We start from the raw sequence: 20,657 nt of genomic DNA on the forward strand, positions 1-20,657 counted from the left end.
GTCCACGGCGGCCGCGCCGCCGCCGCCCACCACGCCGGCGGGTCCGCGCCAGGTCACCTACTCGGTGACCGGCACCAAAGCCCCGGGGGACATCATTTCGGTGACCTACGTCGACGCTTCCGGCCGGCGCCGCACGCAGCACAACGTGTACATCCCGTGGTCGATGACCGTCACCCCGATCTCGCAATCCGACGTGGGCTCGGTGGAGGCCTCCAGCCTGTTCCGGGTCAGCAGGCTCAATTGCTCGATCACGACCAGCGACGGAACGGTGCTTTCGTCGAACAGCAACGACTCGCCGCAGACGAGCTGCTGATGGTCAGCAGATATTCGGCGTACCGGCGCGGCGTGGGCGACGACACCATTGCGCCCGAGGTCATCGACCGCATCCTGATCGGCGCGTGCGCGGCCATCTATCTGGTGCTACTGGGCGTCGGCGTGGCGGCCGCCGTCGCGCTGGCGGACCTGGGCAGGGGCTTTCACAAGGCGGCCAGCAGCCCGCACACCACCTGGGTGCTGTACGCCGTCATCATCGTTTCGGCGCTGATCATCGCGGCCGCGATCCCCATCCTGTTGCGTGCCCGCCGGATGTCGCAGGCCGAGCCGGCCGCCCAGGCGATGACCGCGCCGTCGCGCGGGTCGGCGAGGCCGTCGGTGCGGCTGGGGACCGGCGCCCTGCGCCCCGGGGCCGGGCGTACCGCCACCGTGCAATCCGCCGCGCCGCCCCCGGGCGGGGAGTGGTCGGGCGAGGCGGTAGACCGAGTCTGGTTGCGCGGCACCGTGATTCTGACCGGCACCATGGGCGCGGCGCTGATCGCGGTCGCGACGGCGACCTACCTGATGGCGATCGGCCAGGACGGCGCCTCGTGGGTCGGGTATGGGTTCGCCGGCGTGCTCACCGCGGCCATGCCGGTGGTGGAGTGGCTGCACATTCGTCAGCTTCGCCAGGTCCTCGCCGAGCAGTAGCCGCCGCTGCCGCCGCGCGGCTCCGCGTCCGCCACCGGGCCCCGGACCCCCGCGCCCGATCCGGTGCGCCGGGGGTGGCATAGCGTCGGGCGCGAGCCGTTTCGTTGTCAGCGGCCGTCGCGCACTCGGTGCGGATGACGGCCCGGGCAATGCGATCCCTCCCTTTGCCGGCTCCGCCAGGCGAAGGACGCCAACCGTGAAGGGAACCCCAAGTGGACGCCGCAGGCAGACGGCGAGCGCGCGTGAATCCCATCCGGGTGTCGGTGGCCGGTGAGCTCGGCCGCACCATCGACGGCGCATGGTGGCCCCGCGCGGACCGCATCACCAATGAATTGCCCGGCCTGGTCACGCTACTGACGCCCTTGCTCGGCGGCGTCGACTCCATCAACGTCAACTGGCCGCCGCTGCAGCGGCCGCCCGACTTCAACTGGCCGGGATGGGAGAACAAACGCCAGCACGTGATGACGGTCATCGGGGAGGACGCCCGGGTCAACCTGCTGATCGTCCCGTACGCGACCTACAGCGCGCTGGCCCTGATGGTGCTGCGCTGCGCCGCCGGGCTCCCCGTCGAAACCCGCGACATGGGCAAGCGGGTGTTCGTCACGGCCGGCTTGATCCTGCGGGCCGCCCAGCAGCAACGGGCCTGCGCCCACCCGTAGGGGCGGTACACCGACGAAAACCGGTGGGGGAGCGGGCTAGTGCTCGCCACCCTCGCCGTTTGTCGAACCGTTTGTCGAACCGTTGAGGCCGTCCTGGTGTTCGCGCAATGCGGTCAGAGCGCGCAGCTCCGAGCCGTGCGCGGCTTCGCGCAGCGCCGCATCCTCGGACGCCGGGTCGGCGAACAGGAAGCTGCCGCTGCCCGGAGATCCGGCCGAGCCCAGCTTGTTCATCTTCTTGGGCAGTGGCGCGCCCTGGTATTCCAGCGGCAGCGGGTGACCGTGGTCGTCCACCGGGCCCAGCGGTTGGTGCAGCTCGACGTAGGCACCGTGCGGCAGCCGCTTGATGATGCCGGTCTCGATGCCGTGCTCGAGCACCGCGCGGTCGCTGCGCTGCAGCCCGATGCACCAGCGGTAGGTGATGAAGTACACCACCGGCGGGACGATCACCATGCCGATGCGCCCGATCCACGTCGTCGCGTTCAGCGAGATGTCGAACTTGAACGCGATGATGTCGTTCATCGCGCACAGCGTCAGCAGCATGTAGAACGCGATCGCCATCGCACCGATCGACGTGCGCACCGGCACGTCGCGCGGCCGCTGCAGCAGGTTGTGGTGTGCGTAGTCACCGCTGAACCGCTTCTCCAGGAACGGGTAGACGATCAGCAGCCCGAACACGCCGCCCATGATCAGCGCCACCCAGACCACCGCGGGAATGGTGTGGTGCCAGAAGTAGAACTCCCATGGCGGCCAGATACGGGCCAGGCCCTCGGTCCACATCATGTAGAAGTCCGGTTGCGAACCGGCCGAGACGTGAGATGGCTTGTAGGGGCCCAGGTTCCAGATCGGGTTGATCTGCAGCAGGCCACCGAGCAGGCCCAGCACGCCGACGATCGCGGCGAAGAACGCGCCCGACTTCACGGCGAACACCGGCATCACTCGCACGCCGACCACGTTGTGCTCTGTGCGGCCGGGGCCGGGGAACTGGGTGTGCTTCTGGAACCACACCATGGCCAGGTGCAGCCCGATCAGCGCCAGGATGATCCCGGGCAGCAGCAGGATGTGCAGGGAGTACATCCGCGGGATGATGTAACCCGCTGTGGCGCATTCGTTTCCGACGCCTCCGCAGGGGAAGTCACCGCCGAACAGGGCCCAGTGCAGCCAGGTGCCGATCACCGGCATGCCCAACGTGATCGAGGACAGCGCGGCGCGCAACCCGATGCCGGACAGCAGGTCGTCGGGCAGCGAGTAGCCGAAGTAGCCCTCGAACATGGCCAGAATCAGCAGCAGCGAACCGATGACCCAGTTGGCCTCGCGCGGCCGTCGGAAGGCGCCGGTGAAGAAGATGCGAGCCAGGTGCACCATGATCGACGCGGAGAAGATCAGCGCCGCCCAGTGGTGGACCTGGCGCACGAACAGGCCGCCGCGCACCTCGAAGGAGATGTCGAGGGTCGAGGCGAAGGCCTTCGACATGTCCACGCCGCGCAGCGGCTGGTAGGCGCCGTTGTAGGTGATCTCGGCCATGGACGGATCGAAGAACAGCGTCAGGTACACGCCGGTGAGCAGCAGCACGATGAAGCTGTACATCGCGATCTCACCCAGCAGGAACGACCAGTGCGTGGGGAAGACCTTGTTGAGTTGTCTACGGACCGCCGCGGACGGGTGGTAGCGGGTGTCGATGTCCTCGCCCTGGCGGGCCAGGACATCGCCGATCTTCGGGGGACTCAATTTCGGACTCATGTCGTCGTCCTCTCCCAGAATGCCGGACCGACGGGCTCGACGAAGTCACCGTTGGCGACCAGATACCCGTTGGAGTCGATGGTGATCGGCAGTTGCGCCAACGCACGCGCGGCCGGCCCGAAAATCGGCTTGGCGAAATGCAGCGCGTCGAACTGCGACTGGTGGCAAGGGCACAAGATCCGGTAGGACTGCTCCTCGTACAGCGAGGCGGGGCAACCCAGGTGCGAGCAGACCTTGGTGTAGGCGAAGAACTCGCCGAAGTTGAAGCTCTCCTGGCCCTGCCGCTTGACCACGCGGTTCATGTCGGTGGGCCGAACCCGGATGAGCATCACCGGGTTTCGCACACCCTGGTTGATGGCCCGCAGCTTTTCCTGCGATTCCGGTGTGGTGCCGTCGCCGTCGGACTCCCGCCACGGGAAGACGGTTTCCATACCGCCGGCGTCGAGGTCCTCGGGGCGCATCTTGACGAACGGCGACGTGGACGCCGAGCCGGTGGCGCGCGCCAGATAGATGGTCTCGCCGTGATAGCGCGGGCTCCACCCTGAGGTCCACAGCACGGCCTTCTTGCCGTCGGCGGTGGGCACGACCGGCTTCCACGGGTTCTTGATCAGCCCGCCGGCAAACGCGACCAGGGTGGAAAGGCCGAAGGCGCCCAGCCCCATTCCCAGCGACAGGCCGATCAGCTTGCGCCGCCCGACCGTCGACCCCTGATACGCGTCGGCCAGGTTCGCCACCACCGTCTTGCGGTCGACGTCGCGCGAGGCGCCGTCGTGCCGGTCCTGGATCGAAATCTCCTCGGGGATAAAGCGTTTCTGGTAAAGGATGACGCCGATCCCGATCGACAGGATCGCCATCCCGAAGGTCAGGCCGTACAGCGGGGTGGTCAGGTCGTACAGGAAGCTGCCGGAGCTCTCCTTGGGCTTGTACTCCCAGGGCCAGAACAAGAAGATCAGCAGCAGTGCCAGCCCGAAGAATCCGCCCAGCAAAAGCCAGAGGGCGACGCCACGCTCGGCGCGCTTTTCGGCTTTGGTGCCCTCGATCGGCCAACGGGGTTCCTTGAACACCGTCTCGACGCCGTCCAGCTTGCCGCCCAGCGCCACCAGTTCCTGCTGCGACATGGCGGCCAGCGCCGCGTCGTCGGGTTCCCTCTCGCCGGTGCCGTGCGGGTTTCCGCCGGTGTCAGAGCCGCGAACGTCCGCCTCACTCATGTGCGCCGCTCCTCCTCGCCCTTTCGGTCGCTGCGCGTCCTATCGTCTCGGCGCGACTCATGCTCGTGCCCCAATCCACAGTGCCAGCCCGATGGCCGCGACCATCCCGATGATCCAGGCGGCCATGCCCTCGGGTGCGGGCCCGAAGCCGCCCAGGCCGTAGCCGCCCGGCTGGCGCTCCTCGGTCACCGCCTTGATGTAGCCGATGATGTCCTTCTTGGCTTCGAACGACAGCTGACGGTCGGAGAACTTCGGCATGTTCTGCGGACCGGTCCGCATGGCCGCCAGGATCTGCTGCTCGTTGGCGGGTTCCAGGTCCGGCGCGAACTTGCCCGACGACAGCGCCCCGCCCTTACCGGTGAAGTTGTGGCAGGAGGAGCAGTTCAGCCGGAACAGGTCGCCACCGCGGCCCAGGTCCTCGCCGCGCAGCGAGCGCATCGCCAGGCTGCCGTCCGGGTTGCGCACCGTGGTCGGGCCGCCGCCGTTGGCCTGGACGTAGGCGCCCAGCGCGTCGACCTGGCCCTCGTCGAAGATCGGTTCCTTGCGCGGCGCCTGGGCCTCGCCGGTCATCGCCGGCATCCGGCCCGTCGACACCTGGAAGTAGACGGCTTCCTCGCCGACGCCGATCAGGCTCGGCCCGCGGTCGGGCACGCCCTGCAGGTTGGCGCCGTGGCAGGACACGCACGACGTGTCGAACAGCTGCTTGCCGGTGCGCAGCAGCGCCGAGTTCGACTCGTCGGCGACGGCCACCTGCGGCCGCGGGGTCAGGATGGCGGCCAGGCCGCCCGCGATGGTCAGCGCGATCAGCAGCAGCAGGCCGCCCGACAGCCGGCGGCGCAGCCGCCGCCGCGAACGGTCACGCTGCCCCTGCGGCGGCTTGGCCGCACCGGATCGGGTAGATCCCAGTTTCTTCAACCGAGCACTCCTGTTCGTCCAGCGCCTGCTCATCGGATGAAATAGATCACGGCGAACAGCGCGATCCACACGATGTCGACGAAATGCCAGTAGTACGAGACGACGATGCTGGCCGTAGCCTGCGCCGGCGTGAACTTGCTCATCGCGGTGCGGGCCAGCAAGAAGATGAAGGCGATCAGGCCGCCGGTGACGTGCAGGCCGTGGAAACCGGTCGCCAGGTAGAACACGCTGCCGTAGGCGCTGCCGGGGATGGTCGTCCCGTGCGTCATCAAGTGGTAATACTCGTAGCCCTGGCCGCAAACGAAGAACAGGCCCATCAGGAAGGTGAGCACATACCAGCGGCGCAGCCCGAACACGTCGCCGCGCTCGGCCGCGAACACCCCCATCTGGCAGGTGAACGACGACGCGATCAGCACCAATGTGACCGGGACGGCCTGGTACAGGTTCAGTTCGGTCGGCGGCGGCGGCCACTTCCCGCCCGATTGGGCGCGAGCGGTGAAGTACATCGCGAAGAGGCCAGCAAAGAACATCAGCTCGCTGGAAAGCCAAACGATGGTGCCGACGCTGACCATGTTGGGTCGGTTCAGCGAATGCACCCGCGACGTAATTGCAGTACCCGAAGTCCCGGCAGCGCTGGTCACATCCGCAAGTATGACGCTTTGTAGTTGTTGAACTCCACCCGGGGCGGCATTTGGTGTCTGGCGCGTCGCTCGCGGGTGCGGCGCGGAGACGGTTGGGGCGGGTGTGGTCGTCGTGGGACCATCGGCGCGTGGCTTTGTCATCTAGGGCTTCGTCTGTGGGCGGGCCGTCCGGCGCACCCGCGACCTCGTGGCCGCGGATCCTGTCCCGTCTGACCGGCGGGCAGGACCTCGCGCGCGGACAGGCCGCCTGGGCCATGGACCGGATCATGGCCGGCGACGCGAGCCCCGCCCAGATCGCGGCCTTCGCGGTGGCGATGCAGGCGAAGGTTCCCACCTCGGCCGAGGTCATCGAGCTGGCCGACGTGATGCTCACCCACGCGCTGCCGATGCCCCCCGGTGCCATCAGCAACGACACCGTCGACATCGTCGGCACCGGCGGCGACGGCGTCAACACCGTAAACCTGTCCACGATGGCGGCGCTCGTGGCGGCGGCCGCGGGCGTGCCGGTGGTCAAACACGGCAACCGGGCGGCCTCGTCATTGTCCGGCGGCGCCGACACGCTCGAGGCGCTCGGCATCCGCATCGACCTCGGCCCCGAACAGGTCGCACGCAGCCTCGCCGAGGTCGGCATCGGGTTCTGCTTCGCGCCGCTGTTCCACCCGTCCTACCGGCACACCTCCGCGGTGCGCCGCGAGATCGGCGTGCCGACGGTCTTCAATCTCCTTGGGCCGCTGACCAATCCGGCCAGGCCGCGGGCCGGATTGATCGGCTGCGCGTTCGCCGAGCTGTCCGAGGTGATGGCGGGGGTGTTCGCCGCGCGTCGGTCCAGTGTGCTGGTGGTGCACGGTGACGACGGGCTTGACGAGCTGACGACGACCACCACCAGCACGATCTGGCGGGTGCAGGCCGGCACAGTGGACAAGCTGACCTTCGATCCGGCCGGATTCGGTTTCCCCCGAGCCGATCTCGACGATCTGCTGGGCGGTGACGCGCAGGCCAACGCAGCCGAGGTCCGCGCCGTGCTGGCCGGCGGCAAGGGTCCGGTGCGCGACGCCGTCGTCCTCAACGCCGCCGGCGCGATCGTCGCGCACGCCGGGTTATCCAGCCGCGCCGAATGGTTGCCGGCGTGGGAGGACGGGCTGGCCCGCGCCTGCAAGGCCATCGATTCCGGTGCGGCCGAACAACTGCTCGCGCGATGGGTGCGGTTCGGCCAGCAGGTCTGATTCCCGCGCCTGCGCCGAAACCTGTTCTGCGGCCAGCCGCGCGGAGCGCGCCGTCGCGGCCCACGCCGACCAGGCGCCGGCCGATCTCAGCGGGCTGGCCCAGCCGTCCTCGGCGACCCGGACGATGCGCACCCCGGGCGACGTCAGCCAGCGCGCGATGAGCGCGGTCTCCTCGACCAGTGCGCCGCCCAGCGGGCCGGGTGTGGGCAGAATCGCTTGTGCCCCAGCGACAATCGCGTCGACGACCGGCATCGGCGGCACCCCGCGCCCGGCGCTGCCCGCCGCGGCGAGCTGGCCGTGGCGGATGACGGCCAGGTGATAGCCACTTTGCCCATCGGGGCCTGCCGGCTTGGCGGCGATCAGCTCGGGCAGCGCGGCCAGGGCGCGCAGCCGCTGCCCGCGCCACAGCGTCTCGACCGCGGTGACGGTGCGGTCGCGCAGGCGCGCGGCGCTCTCGAAGTGATGCCGTTCGGCGAGCGCGTTGACCTGCTGCACGGCCGCCCTCAGCGCGTCGTTGTCCGCGCCGTCGACCAGCGCCGCGACCCGCGCCACCGCGGCGGCGTACTGGGTGGCGGTGACGCCGCGCGCGGCCGGGCAGGGCGACACCTCCGCCTCGGCGCACAGCGGTCCGTGCAGCGCCGAGCGGCCCAGCCGGTTGGTGCAGGTCCGTAACCCGGTGAACCGCGCCAGCAGCGCGGCCGTGTCGGCGGCGTCGGCGCGGGCCCGGAACGGACCGACGACGCGGTCGTGCCGCGGCGCGCGCACCACGGCGAGGCGGGGGAAGGCCTCCTCGGTGAGCGCCACCCACCACCAGCGCTGCGGGAACTTCGACCGCCGGTTGTAGGGCGGGGCGTGCGCGGCCAGCAGCCGCAGCTCGCGCACGCTGGCCTCCAGCGCGTGGGCGCACTCGACGTGGTCGACCGCGCCGGCCAGCGCGACCATCTCCTTCATGCGGCCCCGGGGGTCGGCGCCGGTGAAGTACTGGCTGACCCGCCGCCGCAGGTCGACGGCGGTGCCGATGTAGAGCACTTCGCCCGAGGGCCCGCGGAACAGGTACACGCCCGGCCGACGCGGCAGGCCCTCGGCGAGCACCCGCTTACGGCGCTGGGTGGGTGTCACGTCGGGCAAATACGAGCGCAGGTCGGCGTAGGTGTGCACGCCCTGGTTGCCCACCCGCTCGATGAGGGCGTGCAGGACGTCGACGGTTGCGCGCGCATCGTCGAGGGCGCGGTGGGTGGGCTGGGTGGCGACGGTGAACAGCCGCGCCAGCGAGGCCAGCCGCACGCTGGGGGCTTCCTCGCGGCTGAGCACCCTGCGGGCCAGCCGGACCGTGCACAGCACCGGCGGCCGCGGCCAGGCGATGTCGCACTGCTGCGCGGCGGCGCGCAGGAAGCCGACGTCGAACCCGGCGTTGTGCGCGACGAGCACGGTCCCGAGGTGCAAGCCGGCGAACTCCAGGAACATCGGCAGGACGGCGTCGATCGTCGGTGCGTCGGAAATCATCGCGGTGGTGATACCGGTCAGCTGCACGATCTGCGGCGGGATGCTGCGCTGCGGATCCACCAGGGTGGCGAACTCGCCGAGCACCACGCCGCCGCGCACCTTGACCGCCCCGATTTCGGTGATCGCGTCGGGAACGGCGCCCGCGGTGGTCTTGGTGCGCCCGCCGGTGGTCTCCAGATCGACCACGACGAAGGTGGTCTCGCGCAGCGAGAGCTCCTCGGGCGTGAACGGTGACCCGACGTCGGCGAAGCTCAGCTGAGTCGCACCCCTGGACGCCACGGCGGTGACGTTAAGGCTGACGACCGACACCGGCGCGGCTCCCACGCCGGGCGGGGGGCGGGATGTGGGGACGGATATCTGTCGGTGGCCGCGGTTACCGTTCGGGCAGTCCGGCGTGATGTTCGCCCACCCAAGTTGCCGGAGCCAGAGCGAGAGGACCGAGCCCGATGGCACCAAGAACTGGACCTACCGACGACGTCGGCATGACGCCGCCGGAGCCGGGGACCCCGGTGGTGATCGACTGCGACGAATGCGCGGTGCGCGGCCCCGGCTGCCGCGACTGTGTCGTCAGCGTGATACTCGGGGTTCCGGATACTTTATTGCAGGATGAACGCGCGGCTTTGGAAGTTCTCGCCGAGGTTGGCTTGGCGCCGCGACTTCGTCTCGTTCCGATTCGTCGGGACCGTGGTTCTGGTGTAGCCTAATCGCCTTGTCCCACAAAGGTCCTCGGGACACGCGAAACGATTCACATAGAAATGACAGGATTCTTTCTAATTTCTTAACCGCTCGCTTTGGACAAACGCCGATATCGTTTCGTAACCTGTTTGAGACCTAAACCAGCTCGCCGACCTATCCGTCGTCGATGGCCGTTTAAGGAAGCAAATCTTGAGGCTTGACTCTAGGTACCCGGTTGCGCGTGTCCTCACACGTTCGGCCATAGGGGCACTAGCTGGCTTCGCGATCTTCTCCGGTGTCGTGACCGCCCCCGTGTGGGCCGACCCGGCCGAAGACGCCACGGCAAAACTCAACGAACTGTCCCGCCAGGCCGAGCAGACGACCGAGGCGATGCACAGCGCCCAGCTCGACCTGAACGACAAGCTCGCCGCCCAGCGCGCCGCGGACAAGAAGCACAACGATGACCAGGCCGCGGTCGATGCGGCCAAGGCGCATCTGTCGTCGTATCAGGACTCGGTCAACAAGCTGGCCGCCGCGACCTACATGGGCGGTCACGTCGACGGCATGGAGGCCATCCTGACCGCCGGCTCGCCGCAGGGCCTGATCGACAAGCTGGCGGTGCAGCGGGTGATGGCCGCGCAGATGGCCAGTCAGATGAAGAGCTACCGGATCGCCGGGGAGCAGGCCGCCAAGGCTGAGCGGGAATCCGCCAAGTCCGCCGCCGACGCCAAGAGCGCGGCCGAGCAGGCCGCGGCGGTGCGGGCGAGCCTGCAGTCCAAGCAGAGCCAGCTGCAGGTGCAGATCGCGGTCGTCAAGTCGCAGTACCTTTCCCTGACCGCCGACCAGCGCACCGCGCTGGCCAACCCCGGACCGGCCGCACCGGCGGCCGCGCCCGGCCCCGGCGCACCGGCGCCGGAAGCGGCGCCCCCGGGCACGCCCCCCGGGCAGGCGCCGGGTGAGGCTCCGCCCGCCGGTGGAATGCCCGGCATGCCCGGCATGGCTCCGGGCGGTGTCGGTGGCGGCGACCGCGCCACCGTCGTGCAGGCCGCGCTGACCCAGGTCGGTTCGCCCTACGTGTGGGGTGGCGCCGCGCCGGGCGGATTCGACTGCTCCGGCCTGGTGATGTGGGCGTTCCAGCAGGCCGGTATCTCGCTGCCGCACTCCAGCCAGGCGATGGCCCACGGCGGCCAGCCGGTGGCGCTGTCGGACCTGCAGCCCGGCGACGTGCTGACCTTCTATTCGGACGCGTCGCACGCCGGCCTCTACATCGGTGACGGCATGATGATCCACTCCTCCACCTACGGCGTGCCGGTTCGGGTGGTGCCGATGAACTCCTCCGGCCCGATCTACGACGCCCGCCGTTACTAGAGACCCTCGACCGCGCCGCCGGCGGCTCCCGATACTGCTCGCCTGGGTATTCGTCGTGGAGCTGCTGGTGGCCGCGGCCGTGCCGTTCGATGCCGTGCGCGAGAGCCGGATCCGGCCCGCCCAGCTGGTCACGCCCGGTCGCAGCCAAGCCAGTGCGTCGACGAAGTCGATCACCGTCGGCGACCGCACAGTCCGGCTGCTGGGGCTTGGCGGAGCCGCCAGCGACCGGTTGCTGTCCCGGGTGGCCTCGACCATGGGTCCGGCGATCGCCGCGGTGGAGTCGTTCTGGGGCGTCGACTGGCCGCGCGAGATCTCGGTGGTCGCGGCGGGTAGCGACGAGGAGTTTCGCGCCGCCGCCGGCGGGGGACCGGCGTCGCAGTGGGCCGATATCGCGGCCGTGACGGTCGTCGACCGTGTCGACCCCGTTCGCCGCGTCGCCGTCGGCCAGCGGATCGTGTTCGCGCCCGGCGCGGCCAACATGAGCGCGGCGTCGCTGCGAATCGTGTTGGCGCATGAGCTTTTTCACTACGCCGCGCGCGCCGACACGGTCGCGGACGCACCCCGCTGGCTCACCGAGGGGGTGGCCGACTTCGTCGGCCGCCCGCCCACCCCGGTGCCCACCGACACGTTGTTGCCCATGGCGTTGCCCACCGACGGCGACCTGGACGTGCCCGGCGCGCAGCGCTCGCTGGCCTACGACCGCGCGTGGTGGTTCGCCCGCTTCGTCGCCGAGACCTTCGGACCGCCCAAGTTGCGCGACCTCTACCTGGCCACCTGCGGCATCAGGCACGCCGACATGGCCACCGCCGGCCAGGACGTGCTGGGCGCCAGCCCGGCGGGGCTGCTCACCCGCTGGCAGCAGTGGCTGACCCACTAGGGCCCGCTCGCCCGGTTCAGGCCGTGTGCACGGTTCGCATCGTCGCCAGGCTAGCCTGTCGCAGGTGAGTCGGGTCCTGCTGGTAACCAACGACTTTCCGCCCCGCCCGGGCGGCATCCAGTCGTACCTCGGTGAGTTCGTCGGCCGACTGGTCGGCGCCGGGCAGCATTCGGTGACGGTGTACGCGCCGCACTGGAAGGGCGCCGAGGCGTACGACGAGGCGGCCCCCTATCGGGTGGTGCGCCACCCGGGCACGCTGATGCTGCCCGTCCCGGCGGTCGACACCCGGATGCGGCGGCTGATCGCCGACGAGGGCATCGACACCGTCTGGTTCGGGGCGGCCGCACCGCTGGCGCTGTTGGCCCAGCGCGCCCGCGGGGCGGGGGCGAGCCGGGTGCTGGCCAGCACGCACGGCCACGAGGTCGGGTGGTCGATGCTGCCGGTCGCGCGCTCGGTGCTGCGCCGCATCGGCGACGGCACCGACGTCGTCACCTTTGTCAGCCGCTACACCCGTTCCCGGTTCGCGCCGGCCTTTGGCCCCAAGGCGTCGCTGGAATACCTGCCGTCCGGGGTTGACATCGACCGATTCCGGCCCGATCCGGCGGCCCGGGCGCAGCTGCGTGACCGCTACGGGCTGGGGGAGCGGCCCACCGTGGTGTGCGTGTCCCGGCTGGTGCCGCGCAAAGGCCAGGACATGCTCATCAAGGCCCTGCCGTCGGTGCGGCGGCGCGTCGACGGCGCCGCCCTGGTCATCGTCGGCGGGGGCCCCTACGCGGACTCACTGCGCGCGCTGGCCCGCGAGTGCGGGGTGGCCGACGATGTCACCTTTACCGGCGGCGTGCCCGCCGCCGAACTGCCCACGCATCACGCGCTGGCCGACGTGTTCGCGATGCCGTGCCGCACCCGCGGCGCCGGCCTGGACGTCGAGGGGCTGGGCATCGTCTTCCTCGAGGCGTCCGCGACCGGCGTGCCGGTGATCGCCGGCAGATCCGGTGGAGCTCCAGAAACGGTGCAGCACAACAAGACCGGGTTGGTCGTCGACGGCCGCGAGGTGGACGAGATCGCCGACGCCATCGCCGACTTGCTGACCGATCGCGACCGGGCCGCCGCGATGGGCGCGGCCGGGCGGGACTGGGTGACGGCCCAGTGGCGCTGGGACACCCTGGCGGCACGGTTGGGCGCGTTGCTCGGCTGAACGGCGCGCGGGCCCGCTAGTCCTTCTCGTAGATGGCCTCGATGTCGGAGGCGAACTTCTCGGCCACCACGTTGCGCTTGACCTTCATCGTCGGCGTCAGTTCACCGGTGTCCTCGGTGAAATCGACGGGCAGGATGCGGAACTTGCGGATCGACTCCGCGTGCGACACCGCCTGATTGGCGTCCTTGATCGCCGCGTCTACCTCGGCGACCAGGTCGGGATCGGTGGTCAGATCGCCGACCGACGCGCCGGAACCCTTCTGATTGCGCTGCTTCCAGCCGTCGAACGCCTCGGGGTCGATGGTGATCAACGCCCCGATGAACGGCTTGTTGTCCCCGACGACCATCGCCTGGCTGATCAACGGATGGGCGCGCAGCCGGTCCTCTAAAACCGCCGGCGCGACGTTCTTGCCGCCCGCGGTCACGATGATCTCCTTCTTGCGGCCGGTGATCTTCAGGAAGCCGTCCTCGTCCAGCACGCCCAGGTCGCCGGTCCGGAACCAGCCGTCGGTGAAGGCGTCCTCGGTGGCCTGTTCGTTGCGCCAGTAGCCGGTGAACACCACGCCGCCGCGCACCAGCAGTTCGCCGTCCTCGGCGATGCGCATGCTGTTGCCGGGCACCAGCGTGCCGACGGTGCCGATCTTGACGTTGCCGACCTGGTTGACGGTGATCGCCGAGCTGGTCTCGGTCAGGCCGTAGCCCTCGTGAATGGTCAGGCCCACGCCGCGGTAGAAGTGCCCCAGCCGCGCGCCCAGCGGCGCGCCGCCGGAGACGGCCGCATGGCAGTCGCCACCGAGCGCGGCGCGCAACTTGGTGTACACCAGGCGGTCGAACAGGGCGTGCTTGGCGCGCAGCGCCAGCCCGCGGCGGCCCCGGTCCCGCGCCTCGCTCCAGTCGACGGCGGTCTGCACGGCCGCCGCGAAGATCCGGCCCTTGCCGTCGTTGGAGGCGTTCTGCTCGGCGGTGTTGTAAACCTTTTCGAACACCCGCGGGACCGACACCACCACGGTCGGCTTGAACACCGCGAACAGCGGCACCAGGTTCTTGATGTCGCTGGTGAACCCGACGGTGACCTTGTTGGCGAACGCGGACAACGTCAGTGAGCGCGCCAGCACGTGCGCCAGGGGCAGGAAGACCAACAGCCGCTGCCCCTCGTCGAGCAGCGTCGGCAGACTCTCCTTGGCGCCGCGGGTCTCGTAGAGCAGATTCGAATGCGTCAGCTGGCACCCCTTGGGCCGCCCGGTGGTGCCCGAGGTGTAGATGAGTGTCGCGGGATCCGCGGCCCGCAGCCCGTCGAGGCGGGCGGTCAGCTCGGCCGGTTCCACCGAGGCACCGGCCTCCACCAGCTGGTCGAGCGCCTTGGGGCCCGAACCGTCGATGTGCAGCACCCGGCGCAGCGCGGGCAGTTCGGCGGTCAGCTCGGTGACCATCGCCGCGTGCTCGTCGGTCTCGGCGAACGCCAGCACCGCCTCGGAGTCCTGCAGCACCCAGCGCACCTGCTCGGCCGACGACGTCTCGTAGATCGGCACGGTGACCGCGCCCACCGACAGGATCGCCAGGTCGAGGATCGCCCATTCGTAGCGGGTGGCCGAGAAGATGGACACCCGGTCGCCGGCCTGCACGCCCAGCGAGATCAAACCCAGTGCGGCGGAGCGGATCTGCTCGGCCGCCTCGGCGCAGGTGACGTCGGTCCACTCGCCGTCGACCTGCCGCTGATAGATGACGAAGTTGGGGTCCTCGCGCTCGTGTTCGAAGACCATCGCGGCGATGTTGTCCTGTTCGCCGACGGAAAAGCGGGCGGGGACGCTGTACTCACGCACTCTTATGACCTCGATTGACCTCGTGAAGATTCCCGGGAGCCGGGTTGCTGGTGACCAGCCTAATCCGCGCGTTGACCCAGCACGGCCGCAGTGGGTCGGCGGGCACCGTAATTGCCCACCGCGGTGTGCGACCCGCCCTCGGCGGGGCGCGGCGGGCCGGTGTGTGAAGCTGTGGTCATGAACAGCATCCAGATCGCGGATGAGACGTTTGTCGCCGCCGACGGCGCACGGGTCGGCGCCGCGGTCGCCGACCAGTCGAGCTGGCGCCGCTGGTGGCCCGACCTGCGGCTGCAGGTGGTGGAGGACCGCGGGGAGAAGGGCATCCGGTGGTCGGTCACCGGTGCGCTGACCGGGACCATGGAAATCTGGCTGGAACCGTCGCTGGACGGCGTCGTGCTGCACTATTTTCTGCACGCCGAGCCCACCGGGGTGGCGGCCTGGCAGCTCGCCAAACTGAACCTGGCGAAGATGACGCACCGCCGTCGGGTGGCGGGCAAGAAAATGGCGTTCGAGGTGAAGGCGACACTGGAACGGTCACGTCCGGTCGGAGTTTCTCCGGTAGTTTAGCCGGGTCAGGTCCGCGCGAAGAGTACCGTTTCGGACCGAGACCCGGGGGTCCCCCACATCGGAGGGGTCGACCCGTTCGCGGGAGAGAGGGCAGCAACCAGGTGGCGGAGAAGACGACGCAAACCATCTACATCGAAGCCGACCCGGCCACCGTGATGCAGGTGATCGCGGACATCGATTCCTACCCGCAGTGGATCTCGGAGTACAAGGAAGCCGAGGTTCAGGAGAAGGACGCCGACGGCTATCCCAAAGTTGCCCGGATCGTCATGGACGCCACGGTGATCAAGGACACGATGGTGATGTCCTACCAGTGGCCCAAGGATCGCCAATCGGTGAGCTGGACGCTGGTGTCGAGCTCGCTGCTGCGCTCGCTGGAAGGCTCATATCGGTTGGCGGCCAAGGGATCCGGCACCGAGGTCACCTACGAACTCTCCGTCGACCTGGCCATGCCGATGATCGGCCTGCTCAAGCGCAAGGCTGAGCGCCGGTTGACCGACACCGCGCTGAAAGATCTCAAGAAACGAGTCGAGGCTGAGTGAGTCCACTGAATTCCGAGCGCCTGCCCCGGCCCGGATCAGCCTTTTCGTCGGCAAAGGCGGGGTAGGGAAGTCCACCCTGGCTTGCGCCACCGCCGTCGGCGCCGCGAACGCCGGGCAGCGAGTGCTGGTGGTCTCCACCGACCAGGCGCACTCGCTGGGTGACGTTCTGGGTATCACCGTCTCGCCCAGTCAGGGCGAACCGGTGCGGGTGCTCGCCGACCTGGAAACCGGGCAGGCGGAGGCCGGCGGCGGGTTTCTCGACGCGCTGGCACTGGACACGCTGGCGCTGCTCGAGGCCCGCTGGCACGACGTCGTCGCCACGCTGGACCGGCGCTTTCCCGACTCGGAACTGAGCACCATTGCGCCCGAAGAACTTTCGGCGCTACCGGGCGTTCAGGAAGTGCTCGGCCTCTACGCCGTCGGCGAGCTGGCGCGCTCGGGGGAGTGGGACCGCGTGGTGGTCGACTGCGCGTCGACCGCCGATGCGCTGCGGATGTTGACGTTGCCCGCCACCTTCGCGCTGTATGTTGAGCGGGCGTGGCCGCGGCATCGCCGGCTGTCCGTCACCGCCGACGACGCCCGGTCTGCGGCGGTGGTCGCGCTGCTCGAGCGGATCAGCTCGAGCGTGGAGTCGCTCAGCACGTTGCTCACCGACGGCGATCTGGTGAGCGCGCACCTGGTGCTGACGCCCGAGCGGGTGGTCGCGGCCGAGGCGGCCCGAACGCTGGGATCGCTGGCCCTGATGGGGGTGCGTGTCGAAGAGCTGATCGTGAATCAAGTTCTGCTGCAAGATGACTCGTACGAGTACCGCAACCTGCCCGATCATCCCGCCTTCTACTGGTACACCGAGCGCATCGCCGAGCAGCAGGGGGTGCTCGACGAGCTCGACGCCACCATCGGTGAGGTGGCGCTGGTGATGACGCCGCACCTGTCCGGCGAGCCGATCGGTCCCAAGGCGCTGAGCGGGCTACTCGACGCCGCCCGGCGGCGGGGCGGGACCGCGCCGCCCGGCCCGCTGCGGCCCATCGTGGACCTCGAATCCGGGACGGGACTAGGGTCCATCTACCGAATGCGGCTAGCGTTGCCGCAACTCGATCCGTCGGCCCTGACGCTGGGCCGCGTCGATGACGATCTGATCATCAGCGCCGGGGGTTTGCGGCGCCGGGTTAGGTTGGCATCAGTACTTCGGCGGTGCACCGTGCTGGACGCACATCTACGGGGTAGCGAACTGACGGTGCGTTTTCGACCAGATCCGGAGGTGTGGCCGAAGTGAGTGGGTCTCATTCCGACGTCGGTCCGGAACTGCGCAGGCTCGCCCAGACGATCCTGGACGGCATCGACCCCGCGGTGCGCGCGGCGGCGGCGCTGACGGCAGGCGCGGGCGTCGGCACCGGCAAGTGCCAGCAGGTGTGGTGCCCGGTGTGCGCGCTGGCCGCCTTGGCGACCGGCGACCAGCACCCGTTGCTGACCGCGATCGCCGACCACAGCATCGCCCTGCTCGAGGTGATCCGCGACATCGTCAACGACATGGACCGCTCCGCCAAGCCAACTCCGGAACCGCCGGACGGCCCGCCCGGCGGGCCCGGTGCGCCGGGCGATAGCCAAGACGCCGCGTCGCGGACCCGCTATCAACCCATCCCGGTCACGGTCGAGGAGTGAGCGGGCTGCGTCGCAGGTGGTCGGTTCGGGTGGGGATGGGTACAGTTGGCGCAGAACATCAGCGGTATAGCCGAGAGGGAGGGCCATGTGGTACTGGCTGTTCAAGTACGTGCTCCTCGGCCCGCTGCTGTCATTGCTGGGCCGGCCGAAAGTTGAAGGCTTAGAACACGTTCCGAGTTCCGGGCCGGTGATCCTGGCCAGCAACCACCTGGCGGTGATGGACAGCTTCTACCTTCCGCTGGTGGTGCGGCGCCGAATCACGTTCCTGGCCAAGTCGGAATATTTCACCGGCACCGGCTTGAAGGGCTGGTTCCAGCGGTGGTTCTTCACCGCCGTCGGCCAGGTGCCGATCGACCGCACGGACGCCGACAGCGCCCAGGCCGCGCTGAACACCGCGCAGCAGGTGCTGAGCCAGGGCAAGCTGCTGGGCATGTACCCCGAGGGCACGCGGTCACCGGACGGGCGGCTCTATAAGGGCAAGACCGGGCTGGCGCGCCTGGCCCTGGAGACCGGTGTCCCGGTGATCCCGGTCGCGATGATCGGCACCAACGTCGTCAACCCGCCCGGGACGAACATGCTGCGGTTCGGCCGCGTCACCGTCCGCTTCGGCAAGCCGATGGACTTCTCCCGGTTCGACGGGCTGGCCGGCAACCGCTTCATCGAGCGGGCCGTCACCGACGAGGTGATCTACGAGCTGATGGGGCTGTCCGGCCAGGAATACGTCGACATCTACGCGGCGAGCCTAAAAAAGGGCGGTAAGGACGCGGTCGACGGCGAGGCCGCGCGGATTCCCGAGACGGCAGCCGGTTAGCCGACCGCGGTAACCGGTGCCAGCCGCTGAGGGGCGGCGTCCCGCGCAGCGCCGCGCGCGGTGACGGTGATTCCCACCGTGACGATGACCGCCAGCGCCCACCAGACGTAGGACATCCCGGCCAGCTGACGCCACCAGGCCGCGCTCGCCTCGTGGTGCTTGGGCAGCAGGTCGATCGGCGACCAGCGCATCAGCGCCACCCCGATGACGCTGACCACGATCAGCGCCGCGTTGCGGCGCCGCCAGCCCAAGATCCCCGTCACCAGCACCGTCGGCAGCACCCAGACCCAGTGGTGCGACCAGGACACCGGCGACACCACCAGCCCGAACAGCGCCACGCACACCAGTGCGAGCGTGGGCTCGTCGGCGTGCAGCACCCGTCGCATCGCCCAGATCGTCAGCGCCAGCACCAGCAGCGACGCGGCCACCCACAGCAGGGAACGTTCCTGCTGTCCCAGCCCCAGCCGGGCCAGCGCGCCGGCGATGTTCTGGTCGGTGTTCAGCGACGCGGAGCCGATCCGGTCGGTGTGCAGCACGGTGTGCGTCCAGTACTCCCACGAGTCGTTCCAGGCCAGCGCGAAGCCCAGCAGCGTCGCGCCCACGAAGGACGCCAGCGCGGTCAGCGCCGCGCGGGTGTCGCGCCGCAGCACGAAGTAGAGCAGGAATACGGCCGGGGTCAGCTTCAGCGCCATGCCCAGCCCCAGCAGCAGCCCACGCGGCCACGGCGTGCGCCGCGGCACACAGTCGGCGATCACCAGCGTCATCAGCACGACGTTGATCTGGCCGAAGGCGAAGTTGGAGCTGATCGGCTCCAGCCAGATCGTCGCCGCGGCCGCCACGACGATCGCCAGCCACCACCGGCGCACCCAGGCCGGGCCCGGCAGCGTCGCCGAGCTGTTCCAGACGTCGAGGCGGGTCAGCACCATCACGGTCGACACGACCAGCAGCACCAGCGTCAGCGCGGTGATCGCGACGCTGGCGGTGGGCATGTGCATCCACGCGAACGGGCAGAACACGATGGCCGCCAGCGGGGGATAGGTGAACGGCAGATCCACGATCGGGGTGTGGAACAGCACGTCCCCGCGGTACAGCGGGTGGCCGTCCATCCAGGCCCGGGCGCCCATCTGATAGACGTCGATGTCGATGCGATAGGGCGTGTGCCCGAACAGCTGCCACGCCGCATAACTCAGCCCCGCAGCGGCCGCCAGCCAAGCCAGCCCCCACCACAGCGCCCACCCGGGGCCACGCTTGCCTGCCAAGCCCGCGCCGGGCGCCTGCCGTGTACTCATGTCGCACAACAGCGTAATGGGTGCCCGGGCCCCGACCCGCCTGGTGCAGCGCGGGTCCCACGGGACCGGCGCCGACAGGCGTACGTTTCAAGGGTGCTCCATTCGTTCGTGGCCGAGGTGAGCCGATGGTTCGCACACGACATCCACGACAGCGGCCACCTGCCGCTGCTGTGCTGCCTGGTCGCCTTCATCCTGACGTTCTTCGTGACGCGGACGTTCGTGCGGTTGATCCGGCACCGCGCCGACAACGGCCGGCCCACCCGCTGGTGGCACCCGCGCAACGTCCACGTCGGCGGGGTGCACATCCACCACGTGACCTTCGGGGTGGTGCTGACCCTGGTGTCCGGCCTGACGCTGGTCACGCTGTCCATCGACGGTCACGAACCCGAATTCGTCGTTGCGGCAACCTTTTTCGGGATCGGTGCCGCCCTGGTGCTGGACGAGTACGCGTTGATCCTGCACCTGTCCGACGTCTACTGGTCCGAGGATGGCCGCACCTCGGTGGACGCGGTGTTCGCCGCGGTGGCGGTGGCCGGGCTGCTGATCATGGGGCTGCACCCGCTGATGTTCTTCCTGCCGATCTGGCACAACGCCGAATCGACGGTGCTGCGGGCCGCGGTGGCCGGCGCGATGGCGTTGACGCTGCCGCTGGCCGTCGTGGTGGTGCTCAAGGGCAAGGTGTGGACCGGCCTGCTGGGCATGTTCCTGGTCGTTTTGCTGGTCATCGGCGCCATCCGGTTGTCGCGCCCGCACGCGCCCTGGGCCCGCTGGCGCTATTCGACGCAGCCGGACAAGATGCGCCGCGCGCTGCAACGGGAGCGCACGCTGCGCCGCCCGGTGGTGCGGGCCAAGCTGTACCTGCAGTGCGCCATCGCCGGCACACCGAAGTTGCCCGACGACCGCACCGTCGACGCCACGCTCGACCAGGAGGTCCATCCCGCGCCGGCGCCCACCGGGCCCATCCTGATCAGTCGATAGCCCGCGTCGCGCGGCTGGGCCGCATGGACCG

20 protein-coding genes and 1 pseudogene are annotated in these 20,657 nt (G+C 69.5%); 14 read left to right on the plus strand and 7 right to left on the minus strand.

Annotated elements, in window-relative coordinates:
- The 3 genes from ACYQ8K_RS26070 to ACYQ8K_RS26080 all read left to right on the plus strand — a co-directional run.
- The coding region (locus tag ACYQ8K_RS26070) for an MmpS family transport accessory protein (protein WP_459973626.1) at window positions 1-313 on the plus strand (313 nt) is incomplete at its 5' end.
- Entirely contained in the window at window positions 313-963 is a 651-nt protein-coding gene (locus ACYQ8K_RS26075) for a DUF2561 family protein (RefSeq protein ID WP_459973628.1), read from the plus strand. The genes ACYQ8K_RS26070 and ACYQ8K_RS26075, both read left to right, overlap by 1 nt.
- A gap of 212 nt (window positions 964-1,175) precedes the next feature.
- Window positions 1,176-1,622: a DUF5994 family protein gene (locus ACYQ8K_RS26080; protein ID WP_459973630.1), complete on the plus strand. Its 447-nt coding sequence runs from the start codon at window positions 1,176-1,178 to the stop codon at window positions 1,620-1,622.
- A gap of 36 nt (window positions 1,623-1,658) precedes the next feature.
- On the opposite strand, the gene qcrB is transcribed toward ACYQ8K_RS26080, so the two are convergent.
- From qcrB to ctaE, 4 genes are read right to left on the minus strand one after another with little or no spacing between them, the layout of a single operon-like run.
- Window positions 1,659-3,359: a cytochrome bc1 complex cytochrome b subunit gene (gene qcrB, locus ACYQ8K_RS26085; protein WP_459973632.1), complete on the minus strand. Its 1,701-nt coding sequence runs from the start codon at window positions 3,357-3,359 to the stop codon at window positions 1,659-1,661.
- On the minus strand, window positions 3,356-4,567 hold the full coding sequence (qcrA, locus tag ACYQ8K_RS26090; protein ID WP_459973633.1) for a cytochrome bc1 complex Rieske iron-sulfur subunit: 1,212 nt from the start codon (window positions 4,565-4,567) through the stop codon (window positions 3,356-3,358). The genes qcrB and qcrA overlap by 4 nt, the downstream gene beginning before the upstream one ends.
- Before the next feature lie 57 nt (window positions 4,568-4,624).
- A complete protein-coding gene (gene qcrC, locus ACYQ8K_RS26095) occupies window positions 4,625-5,482 on the minus strand; it encodes a cytochrome bc1 complex diheme cytochrome c subunit (protein WP_007770718.1) in 858 nt (285 codons plus the stop codon).
- 29 nt (window positions 5,483-5,511) lie between these two features.
- Window positions 5,512-6,123: an aa3-type cytochrome oxidase subunit III gene (ctaE, locus tag ACYQ8K_RS26100; protein ID WP_007770719.1), complete on the minus strand. Its 612-nt coding sequence runs from the start codon at window positions 6,121-6,123 to the stop codon at window positions 5,512-5,514.
- Between the two features lie 128 nt (window positions 6,124-6,251).
- Here ctaE and trpD point away from each other — a divergent pair, with 128 nt between their 5' ends.
- On the plus strand, window positions 6,252-7,346 hold the full coding sequence (trpD, locus tag ACYQ8K_RS26105) for an anthranilate phosphoribosyltransferase (RefSeq protein ID WP_459973635.1): 1,095 nt from the start codon (window positions 6,252-6,254) through the stop codon (window positions 7,344-7,346).
- On the opposite strand, the pseudogene ACYQ8K_RS26110 reads toward trpD, so the two are convergent.
- Window positions 7,284-9,302: pseudogene (locus ACYQ8K_RS26110) on the minus strand (DEDD exonuclease domain-containing protein); the annotation flags it as partial. The gene trpD and the pseudogene ACYQ8K_RS26110 sit on opposite strands and share 63 nt — an antisense overlap.
- Here ACYQ8K_RS26110 and ACYQ8K_RS26115 point away from each other — a divergent pair.
- The 4 genes from ACYQ8K_RS26115 (at window position 9,296) to pimB (ending at window position 12,964) form a co-directional block, all read left to right on the plus strand.
- Window positions 9,296-9,553, plus strand: a complete 258-nt coding sequence (locus ACYQ8K_RS26115; RefSeq protein WP_459973637.1) for a hypothetical protein — start codon at window positions 9,296-9,298, stop codon at window positions 9,551-9,553. The pseudogene ACYQ8K_RS26110 and the gene ACYQ8K_RS26115 overlap by 7 nt on opposite strands.
- A gap of 181 nt (window positions 9,554-9,734) precedes the next feature.
- Window positions 9,735-10,892, plus strand: coding sequence for a peptidoglycan hydrolase RipC (gene ripC / locus ACYQ8K_RS26120; RefSeq protein ID WP_459973639.1), 1,158 nt, complete (start codon window positions 9,735-9,737; stop codon window positions 10,890-10,892).
- A 34-nt stretch (window positions 10,893-10,926) separates the two neighbouring features.
- A complete protein-coding gene (locus ACYQ8K_RS26125; RefSeq protein ID WP_459973667.1) occupies window positions 10,927-11,769 on the plus strand; it encodes a hypothetical protein in 843 nt (280 codons plus the stop codon).
- Between the two features lie 64 nt (window positions 11,770-11,833).
- The gene (gene pimB, locus ACYQ8K_RS26130; protein ID WP_459973641.1) at window positions 11,834-12,964 is read left to right on the plus strand and encodes a GDP-mannose-dependent alpha-(1-6)-phosphatidylinositol monomannoside mannosyltransferase; all 1,131 of its coding nucleotides are present in this window, start codon (window positions 11,834-11,836) and stop codon (window positions 12,962-12,964) included.
- Window positions 12,965-12,980: 16 nt separating this feature from the next.
- Here pimB and ACYQ8K_RS26135 read toward each other — a convergent pair whose 3' ends face one another.
- A complete protein-coding gene (locus ACYQ8K_RS26135; protein WP_459973643.1) occupies window positions 12,981-14,783 on the minus strand; it encodes an AMP-dependent synthetase/ligase in 1,803 nt (600 codons plus the stop codon).
- Window positions 14,784-14,960: 177 nt separating this feature from the next.
- On the opposite strand from ACYQ8K_RS26135, the gene ACYQ8K_RS26140 reads away from it, so the two are divergent.
- The 5 genes from ACYQ8K_RS26140 (at window position 14,961) to ACYQ8K_RS26160 (ending at window position 18,359) form a co-directional block, all read left to right on the plus strand.
- Window positions 14,961-15,350 carry a polyketide cyclase / dehydrase and lipid transport gene (locus ACYQ8K_RS26140; RefSeq protein WP_459973645.1) on the plus strand — a complete coding sequence of 130 codons (390 nt, stop codon included), beginning with the start codon at window positions 14,961-14,963 and terminating at the stop codon, window positions 15,348-15,350.
- Between the two features lie 101 nt (window positions 15,351-15,451).
- Entirely contained in the window at window positions 15,452-15,889 is a 438-nt protein-coding gene (locus ACYQ8K_RS26145; protein WP_459973647.1) for an SRPBCC family protein, read from the plus strand.
- A complete protein-coding gene (locus tag ACYQ8K_RS26150; protein ID WP_459973669.1) occupies window positions 15,882-17,162 on the plus strand; it encodes an ArsA family ATPase in 1,281 nt (426 codons plus the stop codon). The genes ACYQ8K_RS26145 and ACYQ8K_RS26150 overlap by 8 nt, the downstream gene beginning before the upstream one ends.
- Complete coding sequence (locus ACYQ8K_RS26155; protein WP_459973649.1) at window positions 17,159-17,548, plus strand: hypothetical protein; 390 nt, start codon at window positions 17,159-17,161, stop codon at window positions 17,546-17,548. The genes ACYQ8K_RS26150 and ACYQ8K_RS26155 overlap by 4 nt, the downstream gene beginning before the upstream one ends.
- 85 nt (window positions 17,549-17,633) lie before the next feature.
- Window positions 17,634-18,359 carry a lysophospholipid acyltransferase family protein gene (locus tag ACYQ8K_RS26160; protein ID WP_459973651.1) on the plus strand — a complete coding sequence of 242 codons (726 nt, stop codon included), beginning with the start codon at window positions 17,634-17,636 and terminating at the stop codon, window positions 18,357-18,359.
- On the opposite strand, the gene ACYQ8K_RS26165 is transcribed toward ACYQ8K_RS26160, so the two are convergent.
- The gene (locus tag ACYQ8K_RS26165) at window positions 18,356-19,648 is read right to left on the minus strand and encodes a glycosyltransferase 87 family protein (RefSeq protein ID WP_459973653.1); all 1,293 of its coding nucleotides are present in this window, start codon (window positions 19,646-19,648) and stop codon (window positions 18,356-18,358) included. The two genes, ACYQ8K_RS26160 and ACYQ8K_RS26165, sit on opposite strands and share 4 nt — an antisense overlap.
- Before the next feature lie 108 nt (window positions 19,649-19,756).
- On the opposite strand from ACYQ8K_RS26165, the gene ACYQ8K_RS26170 reads away from it, so the two are divergent.
- Window positions 19,757-20,626 (plus strand): hypothetical protein, encoded by an 870-nt coding sequence (locus ACYQ8K_RS26170; protein ID WP_459973671.1) that lies wholly within the window; start codon window positions 19,757-19,759, stop codon window positions 20,624-20,626.
- The last annotated feature ends 31 nt before the right edge of the window (window positions 20,627-20,657 follow it).

Source organism: Mycobacterium sp. MUNTM1, assembly GCF_054660795.1.